Origin of the sequence: Glutamicibacter mishrai, assembly GCF_012221945.1 — a bacterium.
Classification (GTDB): domain Bacteria; phylum Actinomycetota; class Actinomycetes; order Actinomycetales; family Micrococcaceae; genus Glutamicibacter; species Glutamicibacter mishrai.
Window position 1 is genome coordinate 2969649 of the sequence record NZ_CP032549.1, and the last position, 18367, is coordinate 2988015.

General features: G+C 61.7%; 19 protein-coding genes. 11 read left to right on the top strand and 8 right to left on the bottom strand.

All coding sequences use genetic code 11. The features are described from left to right. Nucleotides 1–105: 105 nt before the first annotated feature. Genes D3791_RS13945 through D3791_RS13955 form a run of 3 tightly spaced genes read left to right on the top strand, consistent with a single transcriptional unit; the run spans nucleotide 106 to nucleotide 2173 of the window. Nucleotides 106–744 carry an NUDIX domain-containing protein gene (locus tag D3791_RS13945; protein WP_246242124.1) on the top strand — a complete coding sequence of 213 codons (639 nt, stop codon included), beginning with the start codon at nucleotides 106–108 and terminating at the stop codon, nucleotides 742–744. Next, complete coding sequence (gene xerD, locus D3791_RS13950; RefSeq protein WP_172512552.1) at nucleotides 741–1664, top strand: site-specific tyrosine recombinase XerD; 924 nt, start codon at nucleotides 741–743, stop codon at nucleotides 1662–1664. The genes D3791_RS13945 and xerD overlap by 4 nt, the downstream gene beginning before the upstream one ends. Nucleotides 1665–1666: 2 nt before the next feature. Further along, the gene (locus D3791_RS13955) at nucleotides 1667–2173 is read left to right on the top strand and encodes an 8-oxo-dGTP diphosphatase (RefSeq protein ID WP_172512553.1); all 507 of its coding nucleotides are present in this window, start codon (nucleotides 1667–1669) and stop codon (nucleotides 2171–2173) included. 6 nt (nucleotides 2174–2179) lie between these two features. Here the strand turns inward: D3791_RS13955 and D3791_RS13960 are convergent, their stop codons facing one another. From D3791_RS13960 to D3791_RS13985, 6 genes are all read right to left on the bottom strand, one after another. Next, a complete protein-coding gene (locus D3791_RS13960; protein WP_022876793.1) occupies nucleotides 2180–2398 on the bottom strand; it encodes a helix-turn-helix domain-containing protein in 219 nt (72 codons plus the stop codon). Further along, entirely contained in the window at nucleotides 2398–2895 is a 498-nt protein-coding gene (locus D3791_RS13965) for a DUF2975 domain-containing protein (RefSeq protein ID WP_022876794.1), read from the bottom strand. The genes D3791_RS13960 and D3791_RS13965 overlap by 1 nt, the downstream gene beginning before the upstream one ends. 178 nt (nucleotides 2896–3073) lie before the next feature. After that, nucleotides 3074–4213, bottom strand: coding sequence for a bifunctional 2-methylcitrate synthase/citrate synthase (locus D3791_RS13970; protein ID WP_172512554.1), 1140 nt, complete (start codon nucleotides 4211–4213; stop codon nucleotides 3074–3076). A 94-nt stretch (nucleotides 4214–4307) separates the two neighbouring features. Continuing rightward, the gene (gene prpB / locus D3791_RS13975; protein ID WP_022876796.1) at nucleotides 4308–5237 is read right to left on the bottom strand and encodes a methylisocitrate lyase; all 930 of its coding nucleotides are present in this window, start codon (nucleotides 5235–5237) and stop codon (nucleotides 4308–4310) included. A 1-nt stretch (nucleotide 5238) separates the two neighbouring features. Next, the gene (locus D3791_RS13980) at nucleotides 5239–6756 is read right to left on the bottom strand and encodes an MmgE/PrpD family protein (protein ID WP_172512555.1); all 1518 of its coding nucleotides are present in this window, start codon (nucleotides 6754–6756) and stop codon (nucleotides 5239–5241) included. Between the two features lie 2 nt (nucleotides 6757–6758). Continuing rightward, nucleotides 6759–7406 (bottom strand): GntR family transcriptional regulator, encoded by a 648-nt coding sequence (locus tag D3791_RS13985; protein WP_022876798.1) that lies wholly within the window; start codon nucleotides 7404–7406, stop codon nucleotides 6759–6761. A 185-nt stretch (nucleotides 7407–7591) separates the two neighbouring features. Here D3791_RS13985 and D3791_RS13990 point away from each other — a divergent pair, with 185 nt between their 5' ends. Further along, nucleotides 7592–9508: an AMP-binding protein gene (locus D3791_RS13990; protein WP_172512556.1), complete on the top strand. Its 1917-nt coding sequence runs from the start codon at nucleotides 7592–7594 to the stop codon at nucleotides 9506–9508. Between the two features lie 9 nt (nucleotides 9509–9517). Here the strand turns inward: D3791_RS13990 and D3791_RS13995 are convergent, their stop codons facing one another. Both D3791_RS13995 and D3791_RS14000 read right to left on the bottom strand, forming a co-directional pair. Then, the gene (locus D3791_RS13995) at nucleotides 9518–10267 is read right to left on the bottom strand and encodes a response regulator (protein WP_022876800.1); all 750 of its coding nucleotides are present in this window, start codon (nucleotides 10265–10267) and stop codon (nucleotides 9518–9520) included. Continuing rightward, entirely contained in the window at nucleotides 10264–11979 is a 1716-nt protein-coding gene (locus tag D3791_RS14000; RefSeq protein ID WP_172512557.1) for a sensor histidine kinase, read from the bottom strand. The genes D3791_RS13995 and D3791_RS14000 overlap by 4 nt, the downstream gene beginning before the upstream one ends. 179 nt (nucleotides 11980–12158) lie before the next feature. Between D3791_RS14000 and D3791_RS14005 the strand changes: the two genes are divergently transcribed. The 7 genes from D3791_RS14005 (at nucleotide 12159) to D3791_RS14035 (ending at nucleotide 18367) form a co-directional block, all read left to right on the top strand. Next, complete coding sequence (locus D3791_RS14005) at nucleotides 12159–13457, top strand: cation:dicarboxylate symporter family transporter (RefSeq protein WP_172512558.1); 1299 nt, start codon at nucleotides 12159–12161, stop codon at nucleotides 13455–13457. Nucleotides 13458–13557: 100 nt separating this feature from the next. Then, a complete protein-coding gene (locus tag D3791_RS14010; protein ID WP_216847353.1) occupies nucleotides 13558–14187 on the top strand; it encodes a DUF459 domain-containing protein in 630 nt (209 codons plus the stop codon). 9 nt (nucleotides 14188–14196) lie between these two features. Further along, on the top strand, nucleotides 14197–14643 hold the full coding sequence (locus D3791_RS14015; protein WP_172512559.1) for a cytidine deaminase family protein: 447 nt from the start codon (nucleotides 14197–14199) through the stop codon (nucleotides 14641–14643). A 181-nt stretch (nucleotides 14644–14824) separates the two neighbouring features. Next, nucleotides 14825–15721: a ParA family protein gene (locus D3791_RS14020; protein WP_022876805.1), complete on the top strand. Its 897-nt coding sequence runs from the start codon at nucleotides 14825–14827 to the stop codon at nucleotides 15719–15721. Then, nucleotides 15721–16620, top strand: a complete 900-nt coding sequence (locus D3791_RS14025) for a segregation and condensation protein A (RefSeq protein ID WP_172512560.1) — start codon at nucleotides 15721–15723, stop codon at nucleotides 16618–16620. Before D3791_RS14020 ends, D3791_RS14025 begins: the two co-directional genes overlap by 1 nt. Continuing rightward, nucleotides 16613–17203, top strand: a complete 591-nt coding sequence (scpB, locus tag D3791_RS14030) for an SMC-Scp complex subunit ScpB (protein ID WP_022876807.1) — start codon at nucleotides 16613–16615, stop codon at nucleotides 17201–17203. Before D3791_RS14025 ends, scpB begins: the two co-directional genes overlap by 8 nt. A 99-nt stretch (nucleotides 17204–17302) precedes the next feature. Further along, nucleotides 17303–18367 (top strand): pseudouridine synthase, encoded by a 1065-nt coding sequence (locus D3791_RS14035; RefSeq protein ID WP_022876808.1) that lies wholly within the window; start codon nucleotides 17303–17305, stop codon nucleotides 18365–18367.

Here is an 18367-nt window from a genome sequence, read left to right on the forward strand (position 1 = left end):
TTCTCTGCAAGCGCTAGCGCGCCGGTCACTCTTGACCGGCGCGCAGCTGTTTAAGCTTGAAAATGAAGGACAGCTCTTACCTACCAAAGGATGAATCCGGTGCCGATGCCTCCGATTTCTGACGAATTCTCTCCCCGTGAACTGCTGAGCCGGGAAACTGTGTATGAAGGGCGTATCTGGAACGTCATCCACGACTCGGTGAAGCTTTCGGATACCGGTGGAACAATCGAGCGCGACTACATCAGCCACCCTGGTGCAGTCAGCGTCCTGGTGATGGACGATGAAGAGCGCGTTCTGATGGTCAATCAGTACCGTCATCCCGTTGGCATGCGTTTATGGGAGATCCCAGCAGGGCTATTGGATGTCGACGGCGAGGCACCTTTGGATGCAGCGAAGCGAGAACTGTGGGAAGAAGCGGACCGAACAGCTGACCATTGGGCTATTTTGACTGATGTCTTCCTGACCCCGGGTTCTTCAGCAGAAGCCGTGCGAGTCTACCTGGCTCGTGAACCTCAGCTCGTTCCCGAGGATCAGCGGCACGAGCGCACCGAAGAAGAAGCCGAAATGATCAGCACCTGGGTTCCCCTTGAGGAAGCAGTTGCCGCGGTTTTGGCCGGAAAAATCCACAATCCAACGGCCATGATCGCCATCCTGGCGGCTCAAGCCGCGCGATCAAGCAAATACACCAATCTGCGCGACGCGAACGAGCCGTTCGACGTTCACCCTTACTTGCGCGAAGGATGACCGAAGCTTTTGAGCGGGAGGTCAAGCGCTACTTGCAGCACTTGGCGATCGAGCGTGGCCTGGCCGAAAATACCTTGGCATCATACCGACGCGATCTCTCCCGTTACGTCAATGCCCTGCAGGCATATCGGCTAACAGATCCACAGCAGATTACTGAGGTGACTATCAGCGGTTATCTGCATGATCTCTCTCGCGGGGACGAGGACCACAAGCCGCTGGGAGCGCGGTCTGTGGCTCGTCATGCTGTGGCGATTCGGCAACTTCACAAGTATTGGGAGCTCGAAGGTATTTGTGCGCCGAACCCGGCGCGCGAGATTCAGCCACCCGCCATTGGGCAATCCTTGCCCAAAGCGATCTCCATTGCGCAGGTAAGCCGGCTGCTTGATTCGATCAATACCGAGACCCCCGCGGGACTGCGCGATAGGGCCATCCTTGAATTCCTGTACGCCACTGGAGCACGAATTTCGGAGGTCGTTGATCTTGACGTGGACGACCTCCATTTTGCCGACGACGCAGTAGTCCGGCTTTTCGGAAAAGGTTCCAAAGAGCGCATCGTTCCCGTTGGCGGGTATGCCCAGAGGGCCGTCAGCGACTATTTGGTGCGTTCGCGCCCTGGACTGGCTTTGAAAGGCAAGGGGACACCCGCACTGTTTCTGAACCAGCGCGGTGGCCGGCTTTCCCGTCAGTCAGTTTGGCTACTTATCAGCAAGGCGGCGGAGCGCTCCGGGATCAATGTGGAAGTATCGCCACATACACTGCGCCACTCTTTCGCCACTCATCTGCTGGAAGGTGGCGCGGACGTCCGCGTAGTTCAAGAACTCCTCGGGCATGCATCGGTAACCACGACTCAGATCTATACCAAAGTGACGGTTGATTCGCTGCGCGAGGCATATCAACTGGCCCATCCAAGGGTCGAGTAGCCATGGGTGGGGACAACCAGTCGACGACTGCCCGTCCGGTGGCGCTGGTAGCGTTGCTCGCTGAGCGGGATGGCCGCCCGCACATTCTCCTGGGGCGAAAGCTTCGAGGATTTGGGTGCGGGAAAATTGTCTTGCCTGGCGGCAAAGTCGAACCGGGGGAGTCAGCGGCGGACGCGGCTATTCGAGAATTCTTCGAAGAGACCGGACTGCGCGTTACAGCCGCAGAACTGACGCACACTGCTCAAATCAATTTCAGGTTCAGCGCCCTGCCTGACGCCGACATGGACTGCGCGGCATTTATTGCGCGTTCAGCCTCGGGCGAGGTGCATATTAGCGACGAACTCGAGCCGCTATGGTCGCCTGTGGACCTGTTGCCAGTCGATCAGATGTGGCAAGACTCCAGCATGTGGCTGCGCCAACTGGCCGCAGGCCAGCGGTTCACGGCGACTATCGTTTTAGCTACCGATAATGCGTCGGTACGATCAATCGATATTGAAGCGTGGGATTAGCTCTGGTTATTTGTTTGCGCTGTCCTCTTCGAACATCAACAAATCGCCTGGCTGGCATTCCAATTCACGGCACAATGCTTCTAGTGTGCTGAATCTGACAGCTTTAGCCCGGCCGTTTTTCAGCACTGCAAGATTCGCCGGAGTAATGCCGATCTTTTCGGATAGCTCGCCTACCCCCATTTTTCGCTTGGCCAGCATGACATCGATCTCAACACGGATTCCCACTAGATCACGCCACCCAATTCGTCGCGAAGTTCGGCAGCTTGCGCCTGGGTCATCGCCGCTTGTTCCAGCAGCTGCCGCAAGACAAGCACGATAATGCTGATGCCGATCATCAGCAATCCAGCGCCGCCGACGAGGAGAACTGCTCCCGGTGCGATTTCGGTGCTGGCCGCGAAGATGACGCCCAATGCCAGTGTGGCCACCGAGCCGATGGCAAAGGCGATGATGATAGGCGTGACAAAACCCAGCGATGCGGGGTCGAAAACGGTTCCTCGCTTAACCCTGGTCGCTAGCTTCCAAACGCAGTAGACGCAGGTTTCAATAATGAGTCCGGCCACGAAGAGGTAGCCGAGGAACGATGCCTGATAAAACTTATCGGTCCCGTTCTCGGGTGCTTCGTGAATCAAGATCATCGGGATCATGAATAGCTGCACGAAAAGTGTGCCAGCCAGAATTAGGGCCAAAACTACCTTGAGGCCGACAACGCTGAATTTTCCCATAGCGCAAGACCTTATCGTTCTTCGAAATGTTTCTATCGTTAAACGATAGGTTGCTGGTTTCGAAACCGCAACTTTGGTCTCCGAGTCATGCCGGTGCCAACGGCCGGAAAATGACGATGGCCACGGGACCGACAGGTAGCTGCCGGCCGCGTGGCCATCGTTGATTGCTGAACGCGTATTACAGTGCGCGTTGCTCTGAGCCGTTGTAGGCAGAGAGCGGGCGGATCAGCGCATTTGCTGCGCGCTGTTCGAAGATGTGGCTCGTCCAGCCGGTAATGCGAGCCGCGATGAAGATCGGCGTGAACATTTCGGTGTCGAAGCCCATCAGGTGATAGGTCGGCCCAGCCGGGTAATCCAGGTTTGGCTTGATGGATTTCGCTTCGTCCATGGCAGCTTCCAGCCCGTCATACAGCCCCAGCATCTCATGGCGGCCATAATGCTCGATCATCCGATCCAAAGCGGCTTTCATGGTTGGCACGCGGGAGTCGCCGTGCTTGTACACGCGGTGTCCGAAGCCCATGACTTTCTTCTTGGCAGCCAGCGCTTCTTCCATCCATGCCTTGGCGCGCTTTGCCGCGTCTTCGCGGGTTTCGTCCTTGTTGATGCCGATCTCGGTGAAGGTGTGCATCACCGCTTCATTGGCACCGCCATGCAATGGGCCCTTCAAAGCTCCGATGGCGCCGGTGACCGCCGAGTGCAGATCCGACAGGGTTGAGGTGATCACGCGGGCGGTGAAGGTCGAGGCATTGAACGAGTGCTCGGCGTAGAGCACCATCGAGACGCGGAATGCATCAACCACTTCTGGGGCAGCTTCTTCGCCGAACGTCATCCACAGGAAGTTGGAGGAATAGTCTAAGTCTTCGCGGGGAGCGACGACGTCCAGTCCGCGGCGACGGCGCTGATCGTAAGCGACGACAGCCGGGAATGCTGCAAAGAGCTCCTTTGCCTTGAGCAGTTCGGCTTCGGGGGAGGAATTCTCGGCTTCAGGGTGGTTTGCGCCGATCACCGAGACCGCGGTGCGTCCAACGTCCATCGGGTGGCAGTCGGTGGGGAGCAAGTCGATCGCGGCCTTGACTCGGGGATCCAAGGCCCGGTTGGCTCGTTCAAAGGCGGTGAACTCGGTGAGTTCGCTTTGGGTCGGCAGCTCGCCCGTCCACAGCAGCAGCGCGACTTCTTCGAACGACTTGCTGGCCGCTAGATCCTGGACCGGGTAGCCGCGGTACAGCAGCGAGTTGGTTTCCGGGTTGACCTTGGAGACGGCGGTGTAGTCAACGACGACGCCTGCCAGGCCTTTTTTGATTTCCTCGGTGGTAGTCATTCTTGCTCCTCTTCATTGCCGGAGAACTAATGCATTGGGGGTGCGCCGGCCGGGCGGGCCGACCGGCGCATGGGGGTACTAATCTCGCGAGAACCTAGAGGTTCGCGCTATTGGAATCAATGTCCAAGGTAGGGACCTGGAAATTGAAAATTCCGGTATCAAAGCGGTTGTAGGCTTCGTAGTCCACGAGCTCGTAGAGACGTGACCTGGTTAACATGTTATCCACCTCGCGCTGCTGGGTGCCATCTTCGCTGATCGCGTCCAGCACACGTTCGGCCGCGCCCATGGCGCTGCGCAGCAAGGTGACCGGGTAGATGATCAACGCGACACCGGCGTCGGCCAGTTCCTGGCGGTTGAACAATTCGGACTTGCCGAACTCGGTCATATTCGCCAGTACCGGCACGTCCACCGCGTTGCAGACGGCCTCGAACTCGGCGACGTTCTTCATCGCTTCGGGGAAGATCGCATCGGCGCCGGCATCCACCATGGCCTTGGCCCGGTCGATCGCAGCGTCCAGGCCTTCCACCGCGCGGATGTCGGTGCGGGCCATGATCAGGAAGTTCTCATCGATTCGCGCGTCAGCGGCGGCAGCGATGCGCTTGAGCATGGTGTCGGTATCCACCACATTCTTGCCATCCAGGTGGCCGCAGCGCTTCGGGTTGAACTGGTCCTCGATATGGCAGCCAGCCAGCCCCGCGTATTCCAGGTCCTGGATGGTGCGGGCAACGTTCATCGGTTCGCCGAAGCCGGTGTCGGCATCCACGATCGCCGGCAGGTCGGACATGCGGGCGATCTGCCCGGCACGCGTGGCCACCTCGGTCAGCGAGGTCAGCCCGATGTCGGGCAGGCCCAGGTCGTTGGCGAGCACTGCGCCGGAGATGTAGATGCCGTCGAACTGCTTCTCGCTGATCAGCTTGGCCGAGAGCGGGTTGAAAGCTCCGGGGAACTGGCGGGCGGCACCCGGGGTGAGCATTTCGCGCAGCGCTTGGCGCTTCGCTGCTGGAGTCTTGGTTGAGTACAACATGTTAGAACAGGCCCTTCGGTGCGGCCGCAGGATCGATAACGCCGGCCGCGGCAACGATGTTCAGCTGGTCCAATTCGCCGGCGGCGAGGTTTTCCAGGTTTTCGGCGGCCGCGATGAAGCGGTTGATTTCAGCGTCGTCCACCAGGCCGGTGGCCAGGGTGCGGAACTTGTTGATGTACTGTTCGCGGGCGAAGGGACGTGCGCCCAGCGGGTGCGCGTCGGCCACGGCGATCTGATCGGTGATCACGGTGCCGTCGGTCAAGGTGATTTCCACCGAGCCGCCGAAGGCCTTCTCCGCGATGTCCAGCGAGTGGTAGCGGCGGGTCCACTCCGGGTCTTCCTCGGTGGTGACCTTGTGCCACAGCTCAACGGTGTCGGCACGGCCGGCACGCTCTGGCGAGTAGGAATCCACGTGATGCCATGCGCCGTCCTGCAATGCAACGGTGAAGATGTATGGAATCGAGTGGTCCAGGGTTTCGCGGCTAGCGGTTGGATCGTACTTCTGCGGATCGTTGGCGCCGGAGCCGATGACGTAGTGGGTGTGGTGGCTGGTCTTGATCAGCACCGAGGCCACGTTCTTCGGATCGGCGGCTTCCGGGTGCTCGCCGTGCAGCTTGCGAGCCAGGTCGATCCAGGCCTGGGCCTGGTATTCGGCCGAGTGTTCCTTGGTGTAGGTGTCCAGGATGGCGCGCTTGGCTTCGCCGGCCTCTGGCAGCGGAACCTCGTAGGCGGCGTCCTTGCCGTCGAGCATCCATGCGATCACGCCGTCTTCGCCTTCGTAGATCGGCACTGGGGAGGTCTGGCCGCGCATGGCGCGGTCGGCTGCTTCGACGGCCATCTTGCCGGCGAAGGCCGGGGCATGGGCCTTCCAGGTGGAGATTTCGCCCTTGCGCGACTGGCGGGTGGCGGTGGTGGTGTGCAGCCCCTGGCCAACAGCCTGGAAGATGGTCTCGATGTCCAGGCCCAGCAGGGTGCCGATGCCGGCCGAGGCCGATGGGCCTAGGTGGGCTACGTGGTCGATCTTGTGTTTGTGCAGGCAGATGGCCTTGACCAGGTCCACCTGGATTTCGTAGCCGGTGGCGATGCCGCGGATCAAATCCTTGCCGGAAGCTCCGGTGTGCTGGGCGACGGCCAGGATCGGCGGGATGTTATCGCCCGGGTGGGAGTATTCGGCGGCCAGGAAGGTGTCGTGGTAGTCCAGTTCGCGCACTGCCACGCCGTTGGCCCAGGCGGCCCATTCGGGGGAGACTTTTTCGGTGATGCCGAAGACCGAGGCGCCGGATCCGCCGGTGGATGGCGCGTGGGTCAGTGCCTGTGCCCGGGCGGCGATGATGGGTCCGCGGTTCAGCGACGCGATGGCCACCGAAGCGTTGTCGATGATGCGGTTGATAATCATGTCGGTCACTTCGGCGGTGACCTCTACCGGGTCGGCGGCGACGGCGGCGATCTTATGTGCCAGCTGGTCTTCGCGGGCCAGGTTTTCCTCGGAGCGGTATACGCGTACAGGGTGCTTGATCATAATCATTGCCTTTCTGATCCGACCGCATGGGCCATGATGTGGGTGAAGGATTGGTGCAGATGAACTGTGGTGGCTGCCGAGGCAACCTCGGGATTCCCGCTGGCAATCGCCCGCGCTATGGCGGCGTGTTCGCCGGCGGAGGCCTTGAGCCGTTCGGGGTTGTCCTTGGCCATGCGTCTTACCCTTTGCAGGTGGACCCGCAGGGTCCTCAGTGCGTTGGACAGGTATTTGTTGTTCGCTGCTTCGTCGATGGAATCGTCGAGCAGCTGCACTAGCTGGTAATACGCCTCGCGGGTTCCCGGGATCTCGACCTCGTGGGCGGCATCCTCGAAACGCTGCGCCAGTTCTGCGAAGCTTGCGCGTTGCTCTGAACCGGCCGCTTGCCGAGCGCTGGCGCATTCCAGCGCCACGCGCAGGACGAACAGGTCTTCCACGTGGTCTTCGCTGACCTCCGAGACGACCGTGCCGCGTCCGCGTTGCTGTACTGCCAGTCCGTCAGCAACCAGTCGCCCCAGCGCTTCGCGAACGGGCGTCCGCGATACTCCCAGGCGTTCTGACTGCTCAACTTCGGCAAGTACGGTACCCGGAGCCAAGCGCCATTCGACAATGTCGGCGCGGAGGCTCTCGTAAACCTTGTCGCTTGCTCTCATGCTGCAATTGTATACACAGAACTAACAAAAATGGGAGTTCGGATAAAAAAGCCGCAGAAATTTTCAATTTATGTATACACAGACCTTGCGGTGATGTGATTGCCCTCATAAAGTTGAAGCAGAGGACGACCTCAGTCACCACGCAGATGCCGGGTAATGACGCCCGGTGTCAGGAGGAAAGAACAATGGCACAGGAATACCGTCGGGCCTTTGCCCAAGCCACCAATGACCCCGCTGCTTTCTGGCTGCAAGCGGCCCAGGATCTCCAATGGGACGTTGCTCCGCAGACGGCCATCGACGACTCGCGCAAGCCGCTGTATTCATGGTTCCCCGACGGGAAGCTCAACCTTTCGGTCAACGCGCTCGATCGCCACGTCGCCGCAGGCCGCGGGGAGAGTACCGCGCTGATCTACGATTCCGCCATGCTCGGCAGCGTCGAATCGTACACCTATGCCCAGTTGCTCAGCGAAGTCGAGACCTTCGCCGGCGTGCTGGCTGGACGCGGTGTCACGACGGGGGACCGCGTGCTGATCTACCTGCCGATGATCCCGCAAGCCATGATCGCGATGCTTGCCTGCGCTCGGCTTGGTGCTGTGCATTCGGTGGTCTTCGGCGGCTTCGCACCCAAGGAGCTGGCGGCCCGGATTACCGACTGCGCACCGGTGGCTGTGGTGACCGCATCGGGCGGAATTGAGCCAAGCCGACGCATCGAATACCTGCCAGCGGTGGCTGAAGCCCTGTCCTTGGCCGAACCGGCAGTCAAAGACGTGATCGTGGCCCACCGCGATGGGTTCGAGCATGAGGTCAGCGAATACCGGAATCAGCCGATCAACGGCCAGGAGATCAACTGGCTGGACTGGGAGGAACAAGCCCGGCAGGCAACTGCGGCCGACGCGGTCTCCGTGCCATCAACGCATCCGCTGTACGTGTTGTACACCTCGGGCACGACCGGGGCGCCCAAGGGCGTAGTGCGCGATACCGGAGGCTATGGCACGGCCCTGCAATACTCCATGAACGCGATCTACGACGTGCACCCGGGGGACACCATGTTCACCGCCTCTGACGTGGGTTGGGTTGTCGGGCACTCCTACATCGTCTACGCGCCCCTGATCGCCGGCGCCACCACGGTGCTTTATGAGGGCAAGCCGGTGGGCACGCCGGATGCCGGTGTTTTCGGCCGGATCATCGAGGACCACAAGGTGACGACGATGTTCACCGCGCCGACGGCATTGCGCGCCGTGCGCAAGGCGGATCCGCAGGGATCGATGATCGCCAGCCATGATCTGGGCAGCCTGCGGGCGCTGTTCGTGGCCGGCGAGCGCCTGGATCCGGACACCTTCCACTTCGCCTCCGATCTGTTGCAGATCCCGGTGGTCGACAACTGGTGGCAGACCGAGACCGGGTGGCCGATTGCCTCGAATCCGCTGGGACTGGAGGAGCTGCCGGCCAAGGCCGGGTCGCCGACCACGCCTGTGCCGGGATTTGCCGTTCAAATCCGCGACGCCCTGGGCGAGAAGGTGCCGGCGGGCCAGGAAGGCAATATCGTCGTGCAACTGCCGCTGCCGCCGGGGGCCTTGACCACCCTGTGGGGCAACGACCAGCGGTTCATCGATACCTATCTCACGCAGATCGAGGGCTGCTACCTGACTGGCGACTCGGGGTACCTGGACGAGGACGGGTACCTGTTCGTGATGGGGCGCACCGATGATGTCATTAACGTGTCCGGTCACCGGCTGTCCACCGGCGCGATGGAGCAGGTGCTGGCCAGCCATCCGTCGGTCGCCGAATGCGCGGTCATCGGCCTGGCCGATGCGCTCAAGGGGCAACGCGCCAGCGGTTACGTGGTCCTCAAATCCGGCGTGGACATCGACGAGGAATCTCTGGCCAAGGAGATTGTCGCCTTGGTGCGCAAGCATATTGGCGCGGTGGCGGACTTCCGCGAAGTCACTGTGGTCGCGGCCCTGCCCAAAACCCGTTCGGGAAAGATCCTGCGCAAGACAATGCGCCAGATCGCCGATGGAAAGGAATACACCGTTCCATCGACCATTGAGGACACCGCGGTGCTCGACGACCTGGTCCCGTTGCTGCGTCCGCAGGCCTAGAACTGCGAGCTAGCTGCGAGGGGCTGCCTGGTATTCATACTCCGGGCGGCCCCTTGTGCCGTGCCGTGGCTGTTTGAGAACAGCTTTGGATTCGAAGAGGTGCTCCAGGTATCGCCGTGCGGTCACCCGGGAAATGCCCAATTCCTCGCCCAGCTCGGTGGCCGAGAGACAGCGTTCGGGCTGGCTGGCGAGGTGCTCGGTGATTTGTGCCAGGGTCTCGGGAATCAGCCCCTTGGGCAACGAAGCCGAGGCAGTCGAGGAGCGCAACGCGGAAAAGGCGGTGTCCAGAGCCGCCTGGCTGGTGTCCGGACCAGTTGACCGCATGGTGGCGATGAATTGCCGGTGGTTTTCGAGCTTCTCGCTGAACGCGGCAAAGGTGAAGGGCTTGATGAGGTACTGGGTGATCCCCGTGGCCACCGCAGAGCGGACCACTGCCAGGTCCCGGACCGCGGTGATCGCGATGATGTCGGTGGTCAATCCCAATCCCCGCATCCTCTTGGCCACATCGATGCCGTGCAGATCGGGCAAAGTCATGTCAAGGAGTACCAAGTCAAAGGGCGTTCCGGTGTTCCGGGCCCGGGAGAGCAGCGATAGTGCCTCCTGGCCGTTGGCGGCGATCGCGCCGGTGGTGAACCCGGGAACGCGGTTCACGTACTTGGCATGGGATGCAGCGGTCTCGGGTTCATCGTCCACCACAAGCACAACGATGTTCTCGTGTTTTGATGCTGAAGCCGGCGGGAGCACGCGGGGATCTGTCATGGAAGTCTCCTGGGCTGGTGGCCGGTCTCTAGCGGAAGGGCCACAGTGAAGATCGCCCCTGCATCATTGTCAACATTCATTGTGCCACCTAGGCGCAGCACCGCCTGCTGCACCAGCGCCAGGCCCAGCCCTCGAGGTTGCGACCCCTTTTTGGTACTCACCCCGAATCGCAGCAACTGATCGAGGAACTCCGGCTCGATCCCGGGCCCCGAATCGGCCACGGAGATGATCAGCTCATCGTGCGCCGCGGTCACTTCAACCCACACAGTGGCTTCCTGGGTGCCTGCCGAGACATCCAAGGCGTTATCCAGCAGGTTGCCGACAATGGTGACGATATCGCTGGCTGCCACCGCATCAGCTGGAATGACACCCTGTGCGGTGATGTCCAGCTTGACTCCGCGTTCGTGGGCCTGCGCGGTCTTGGCTACCAGCAGGCTGGAAAGATAGGCGTCGTCGATGGAGTGCACGATGGCATCGGTAAGCTTCTGCGAATGCTGGCGGTCATCCACAGCGAAGGCCAGGGCCCTTTCGCTCTGGCCGTTTTCGATCAACGTGGCGATGGTGTGCAGCCGGTTGGCGTGTTCGTGGGTTTGCGCTCGCAGGGCGGTGGAGAAGGTCTTCAGCGATTGCACTTCGCCGGCCAGTTCCTGCACCTCGGTCAGGTCCCTCAGCGTCATGACCTGGCCGGTGAGCGGCTGAACGCCGAGCCAGCGCAGGCGAGCGCCGCCTCGCCGGGGCAGCCCCGCATTGGTGAGACGTGCCGGGCCTTGGGAGATGGATAGCACAGTGCGGGCGCCGAGATGGATTTCATCCTTGCAGCTGCGGCCCGTGGCCATGAGCGTGCGCAGGGTTTCGGGCATATGCACCTGATCGAGGCCTAGCCCTTGAGCGGGTACCTCCTCCGGCAGATCCAGCAGCCGGGCGGCTTCCTGGTTGTAGAGCACAATGCGGTGCCGCCGATCAAGCAGCACCAGCCCTTCGCGCACCGAGTGCAGGGCGGAGAAGTAGAAGGCGTAGAGCCTGCGTAGCCCATGCGGGCCGAAACCCAAGGTCGCCTGGTTGACATAGCGTGAGAACGACCATGAGGTGAAGCCCGCCAGGAGCAGGGCCAACGCGGAAACCATCAGGATCTGGGGCAGTTCGCTGCGGTAGATCGACTGCAGGTTTTCCAGGGTGATGCCGGTGGCCACGAGCCCGACAAGTTTTCCGTCGTGATAGACCGGGGCAATGGTGCGCACCGATCGGCCCAGGGTGCCTAGCGCCACCTCGTTGTAGGTCTCGCCGGCCAAGGCCTGAGCGGTGGAACCGGCGTACTTCTGGCCGATGCGTTCGGGATTGGGGTGGGTGACCCGCACGGTATCCGGGGTCATGATCGATATGAAATCGATTCCTTGGCCGCGATCCAGGATCTTGTTGGTGTAGGGCTGGAGCAGTTCTGAAGGATTGTCGCCGGCCAGCGCGTTGCCGACAAACGGGTCGTTGGCCAGGGTGATCGAGATCGTGGCAACGGTGGCCTGCTTGTCATCGAGGATGACCCGGGCCTGCTGCTGGTAGGTGGAGACGGCCATGCCGATGACCACCAAAATGACCACGAGCATCTGCGCAGCGAAGATCAGCACCGCGAAAGACCAGCCGTTGCGGCTCAGCGGAGCGGGGATGGCGTCGTCCTGAGCCTGTCGGCCCGAGGTTAAATCGGTGAAATGATCCGTCATCTCGCGCTCCTCCTCTTGCAATGTCTTCCTTTAGAGTGCTATTGCGTGACCAATATGAACGCAATAGAGATGCACATCACTTAGGCGCGCACCATTGAACAGAACGATTCTACGTAATACCGGCTTGGCAAGGACGCCAGGGGCGGTTGCAGGCACTTTTCAAGGGTAGGACTAAGCACATGACTGTCACTGACGACATGAAGCCGGGCGGCAACGGAGCCCAGGCCGGAACGAAGAAAAAAGATAAAACCCACTGGCTCTACATCATGGTGATTGCCGCCGTTGTTCTCGGCGCAGTCATCGGCCTGGTGGCTCCCGAGGTTGGCAAGTCGCTGAAGCCTCTGGGCACCGCCTTCGTGGCCTTGATCAAGATGATCATCGCACCGGTGATCTTCTGCACCATTGTTCTGGGCATCGGCTCGGTGGCCAAGGCCGCCACCGTTGGCAAGGTCGGCGGCTTGGCGCTGCTGTACTTCGTGACCATGTCCACCTTCGCTCTGGCCATCGGCCTGATCGTCGGCAATATCGTCCACCCGGGTGACGGCCTGCAGCTCAAGCCATACGAAGCTGCCAGCGGTTCGGACTCGAACGCCACCGTGGACTTCCTGATGTCGCTGATCCCAGGCGACCTGCCGGTACTGCCGACCCTGGTGGTCGCGCTGCTTGTCGGCTTCGCGCTGCAGGGCATGGGCAAGGCCGGCGAGCCAGTACTGGTCGGCATCCAGCACATCCAGAAGGTCGTCTTCCGCATCATGATGATGATCATGTGGGTTGCGCCTATCGGTGCTTTTGGCGCCATCGCCGCCGTCGTTGGCGCGACCGGCTGGGCTGCCATCGGCTCGATGGCGATCCTCATGGGCGCGTTCTACCTGACTTGTGCGCTGTTCATCGTCATCATCCTCGGCACCCTGTTGCGCGTGGTGACCGGACTGAACATCTTCCTGCTGCTCAAGTACCTCGCCCGCGAATACCTGCTGATCTTCTCCACTTCGTCCTCCGAGTCGGCATTGCCGCGACTGATCGCCAAGATGGAGCACGCTGGCGTGTCCAAGCCTGTTGTTGGTATCACCGTTCCTACCGGTTACTCCTTCAACCTTGATGGCACCGCGATCTACCTGACCATGTCAGCATTGTTCGTTTCCACCGCGATGGGCATGCCAATGAACCTCGGTGAGCAGATCGGCCTGTTGGTCTTCATGATCATTGCTTCCAAGGGCGCCGCCGGTGTGACTGGCGCGGGCTTGGCCACCTTGGCCGCAGGCCTGCAGGCGCACCGTCCCGAGCTGCTGGACGGCATGGGTGTGATCGTGGGTATCGACAAGTTCATGTCCGAGGCCCGCGCGTTGACCAACTTCACCGGCAACGCGGTGGCCACCTTGCTGATCGGCAAGTGGACCAAGGAAATCGACCTGGATCAGGCCAAGGCCGCGCTGTCCGGATCGCGTCCGTTCGACGAGTCCAGCGTCGAAGGCCACTAACCGCATCACCTGAAAAATCCGTTATCCGCATTGCGCGGGTAACGGATTTTTTGTGTCCTGCGGGCCCCTGCGAAGATTGCAGGAAGCTGATGCCAATCCTATGAAGGAGACATGTTTGATGGGCAGCGCGGTTCGAGTGTGTTTTGTCGGGGACTCCTTTGTCGCCGGTGTCGGCGACGAATCCCATCGCGGGTGGGCGGGGCGTCTGATTTCCCGGGCGATCGAACGCGGTTACCGGCTCACGGGCTATAACCTCGGGATCCGTGGTGACACCAGCGCCTTGATCGGCCAGCGGTTTGTCAGTGAATGCGAACCCCGGCTGGCACCGGGGGACTACGCGGTCGGCGTAGTGTTCTCATTCGGGGTCAACGACGTCATCCGGCGCGGCGGGCAGCCCAGGGTGGCACCGAGCCAGCGCGTGGAGAACCTGGATGCGCTCATCGATGAGGCGCGGCAACGAGATTGGCCGGTGCTGATGATCGGCCCGCCGCCGATCAGCGACGACGAGCTCAACGGCGAACTTCGGGAGTTGGATGCGCAGCTGCAAGAACGGTGCCGGGCGGGCAGCGTGCCGTACTTGAGCGTCTTCGAGCCGCTGGTCGCTGACGCGCAGTGGCGAAGCGAAGTGGCCGCCGATGACGGGGCCCACCCGAGGGGCAGCGGCTATGAGCTGCTGGCGGAGCTTGTTGATGAAGGCTGGGCGAGCTGGCTGCAGAATATTTGCGGCTAGGATCGAGCCATGAATGAAGACGCCCTGGGGGACAGTGCCCGACGAGAACTCACCGAAACCGAGCAGCAGCTCGTGGAATTGGCTCGAACGACTATTGATGCTTCCACCGATGCGGACGCTGGCGGAGACGGGGCGCACACCATGGGCTGCGCGCTGCTCGATGCCTCCGGAAGCCTGCATGTCGGCGTGAACTTTTATCACTTCACTGGCGGCCCCTGCGCGGAGCTTGTGGCTCTGGCCGCGGCTCGGACGGCCGGAGCCCGTGAGCCGCAGATGATCGTGGCGGTGGGCAATAGGGGACGGGGGATCAAGAATCCTTGCGGCCGTTGCCGGCAGGTCATGGCCGATGCCTATCCGCAGCTTCGCGTTATCGTCGATACGCCGGACGGGGCGCGCACCGTGGGAATCCGCGAGTTGCTGCCACTGGGATTTGATTGGGCAGCTGAACAGAATTAGCCGATCCGACGGGTCAGTGGACGTTCAGCTCGCATACAACATTTGAGTTAAGGTTCAAGGTAAAGGCTCGCCGTGCCGGACCCTAAAAAGCCCGGTTCTTTTGTTCCGCCCGATAACCTTGAATTGAGCTTACAGCTCGAAGGATTTAGTTCGATCGAACGGGAAGTGTGGTTAACCCATCGTGAGCGAGGAACAGGGAAGCAAGCACCGCGGCGCAGGGATGCTCAAGGAGCCCCGCCCGGTGGGTCCGACCGGTAAGCCGTTGACAGAATTCCCGGTGCCAGCCCCACTGCCATCGCATGGCCCGGCCCGCGTGATCGCCATGGTGAACCAGAAGGGTGGAGTGGGCAAGACGACCTCCACCATCAACCTGGCCGCCGCGCTCGCCGAATACGGGCGCAAGGTGCTGCTGGTGGACTTCGACCCGCAGGGCGCGCTTTCCGCAGGCTTCGGCACCAACCCGCACGAAATGGACATCACCGTTTACAACGTGCTGATGGACCGGCAGGTGAAGATCACCGATGCGATCCTGCACACCGATGTGGAGAACATCGATCTGCTGCCGGCCAACATCGATCTGTCCGCCGCCGAAGTGCAGCTGGTCAACGAGGTCGCCCGCGAGCAGGTGCTCGAACGCGCGCTGCGCCACGTGATCGACGACTACGATGTGGTGCTGATCGACTGCCAGCCATCATTGGGCCTGCTGACCATCAACGCGCTCACCGCGGCCCATGGCGTGATCATCCCATTGACCGCAGAGTTCTTCGCCCTGCGTGCCGTGGCATTGCTGATGGAGACCATCGACAAGGTCAAGGACCGGCTGAACCAGGTCCTGGAGCTTGATGGCGTGGTGGCCACCATGTACGACGCCCGCACGCTGCACAGCCGCGAAGTGATCACCCGCTTGGATGAAGCCTTCGGGGACAAGCTCTTCGAGACGGTCATCAAGCGCACCATCAAATTCGCCGATGCGAACGTCGCGGCCGAACCGATTACCAGCTATGCGGCGAACCATCCCGGCGCCGAGGCCTACCGCAATCTGGCGCGCGAACTGATTTGGCGCGGTGGCGCCCCGTAATGAGCACAGCGCTCACCGAGCAAACCGCCAACGATTCCACACCGCCAGCTGAGGCTGAGCAGGAATCGTCTGGCGGTTTTCGCCTTGCCCTGGAGAATTTCAATGGGCCCTTCGACCTCCTGCTGCACCTGATCACCCAGCGCGAGCTGGACATCACCGAGGTGGCGCTGGCTGAAGTGACCGATGAATTCATCGCCTATCTGCGTGAGCTCCAAGCCAGCTTGGCCGAAGGCAACGACGGGATGAGGGTCCTGGATGAGACCACCGAATTCCTGGTGGTCGCTTCCACTTTGCTGGATCTGAAGGCGGCGCGATTGCTGCCCCGCGGCGAAATGGCCGATGAGGAGGACTTCGAGCTGCTTGAGGCCCGCGATCTGCTCTTTGCCCGGTTGCTGCAGTACAAGGCCTTCAAGCAGGCCGCGGAATTCCTGGGCGAGCGCTATGAGATCGAAGGCTCGCGCCATCCGCGCGAGGTGTCGCTGGAGCCCCAGTTCGCTTCGCTGCTCCCCGAATTGATTTTCACCATCGGACCCGACGCCCTGGCGGCGCTGGCAGCCAACGCCCTGGCGCCCAAGGAGGAGCCGATCACCGAAGTGGGGATCGGGCACCTGCATGGGGCCAACGTCACCATCGCCGAGGAAGCCGAGGCCATCACCGCGCTGCTCCAGGCGCGCGGCCCGCTGGACTTCCGCGAAGTGGTTGCTGACGCTTCGGCGCATCTGGTGGTCGTGGTGCGTTTTCTGGCATTGTTGGAGATGTTCCGGCAGCGCGCAATCAGCTTCGAGCAAGAGGGTCCGCTCGGTCCGTTGCGGATCAGCCTGGCCTCGGAATCCACCTTCGATGCCGAAGCCGTGCAAGACGAGTATGAGGGAAGCGGGGGTGAGCTGAATCATGAGTGAGATTGCACCCATTGACCAGCTGCCAGGAGGCCTGGAATCGGGCCTCGAAGCGGTGCTGATGGTGGCCGACATCCCCGTCAGTTCGGCGCGTTTGGCCGAAATCTTCCAGGTGCCCACCGCGCGGGTTGCCGAAGCTTTGGAGAAGTTGGCGACCGAGTATGATGGAAAGGATCGCCCGCGCGGATTTGAACTGCGTCGTGTCGCCTCCGGGTGGCGTTTCTATACGCGCAGCGATTACGCCGATTTCGTCTCCAGCTTTGTGCTCGACGGGCAGAGCGCGCGCTTGTCGCAGGCCGCCTTGGAAACCCTGGCTGTCATTGCTTACCGACAGCCGGTCTCGCGTGGACGTATTTCGGCGATTCGAGGTGTGAACGTCGATTCTGTGGTGCGCACATTGCTCACCCGCGGATTGATCACGGAGTATCCGGAAACTGGTGATGGCGGTGCCACGCTGTACCAGACCACCGAATACTTCCTGGAACGACTGGGATTGGGCTCGCTAGATGAGTTGCCTGCGCTATCCCCGTATCTTCCTGGGGTGGCCGATCTTGAATCGCTCGATTCGGCAACCTACGACGACTAAGTAGCAGCCAGCTGGCGGCTACAACGGACTAACCACGCGTGAAGCCCCCAATCCATGGGCCCGCGCAGTGAAACGCAACAGCAAGGGACACAGCGAAGCATGAGCAGGGGATCATCCTCCGGCCGCACACCACGCGGCAACAATTCCAACTTCGGCGGCAAGCCGGCAGGCGGCCGCGGCAAGGCGCAGGGCGGCAAGTCCTTCGGCGAGAAGCCATACGACAAGACCGCCAAGCCAGGAGCCAAGTCGGGTTCGGCCAAGTCGAACTCGGCCAAGCGCAACACCTCCGCCGTGCGCAAGAACTCCGAGCGCGCCTTCGGCAAGGAGCGCTTCGGCAATTCGGTGCCGACCAACTACGCCCGTCCAACCCAGCGCGCTCGCGCCCAGGCTCGCGCCGAGAACCAGGCGACCCGCGAGGCCAACGGCGAAATGCAGGACGGCATCCGCCTGCAAAAGGCCATGGCCAACGCCGGTGTCGCCTCGCGCCGCGTCTGCGAAGAGATGATCCTCGAAGGCCGCGTTGAGGTCAACGGTAGCCTCGTGGTCGAGCTGGGCACCCGCGTGGACCCGGCCAAGGATTCCATCCACGTTGATGGCATGCGCATCCAGATGAACCAGGCCAACCGCTACTACGTGTTCAACAAGCCGAAGCACGTGATGTGCACGATGGACGACCCGGAAGGCCGTCGCACCATCGCCGACTACTTCAAGAACGAGCACCACTCGCAGCGCCTGTTCCACGTTGGACGCCTGGACTACAAGACCGAGGGCGTGCTGATCCTGACCAACGACGGCGAGCTTGCCAACCGCCTGCAGCACCCGAAGTACGAAGTGCCCAAGACCTATCTGGTGCAGATCCCCGGCCCGCTGCCACGTGCAGTGAGCAACCAGCTGCGCGAAGGCATCAAGCTGGAAGACGGCTGGATCAAGGTTGATGACCTGAAGATCATCGCCACCACCCCGAAGAACGTCATGGTCGAGGTGACCCTGCACTCGGGCCGCAACCGCATCGTGCGCCGCATGTTCGACGCTGTCGGGCACCCGGTCCAGCGCCTGGTGCGCGTCGCCGTGGGGCCGATCCTGCTGGGCGACCAGAAGCAGGGCACCATCCGCTCCCTGGGCAACCAGGAAGTCGGGCACCTGATGGCCATGGTGGGGATGTAA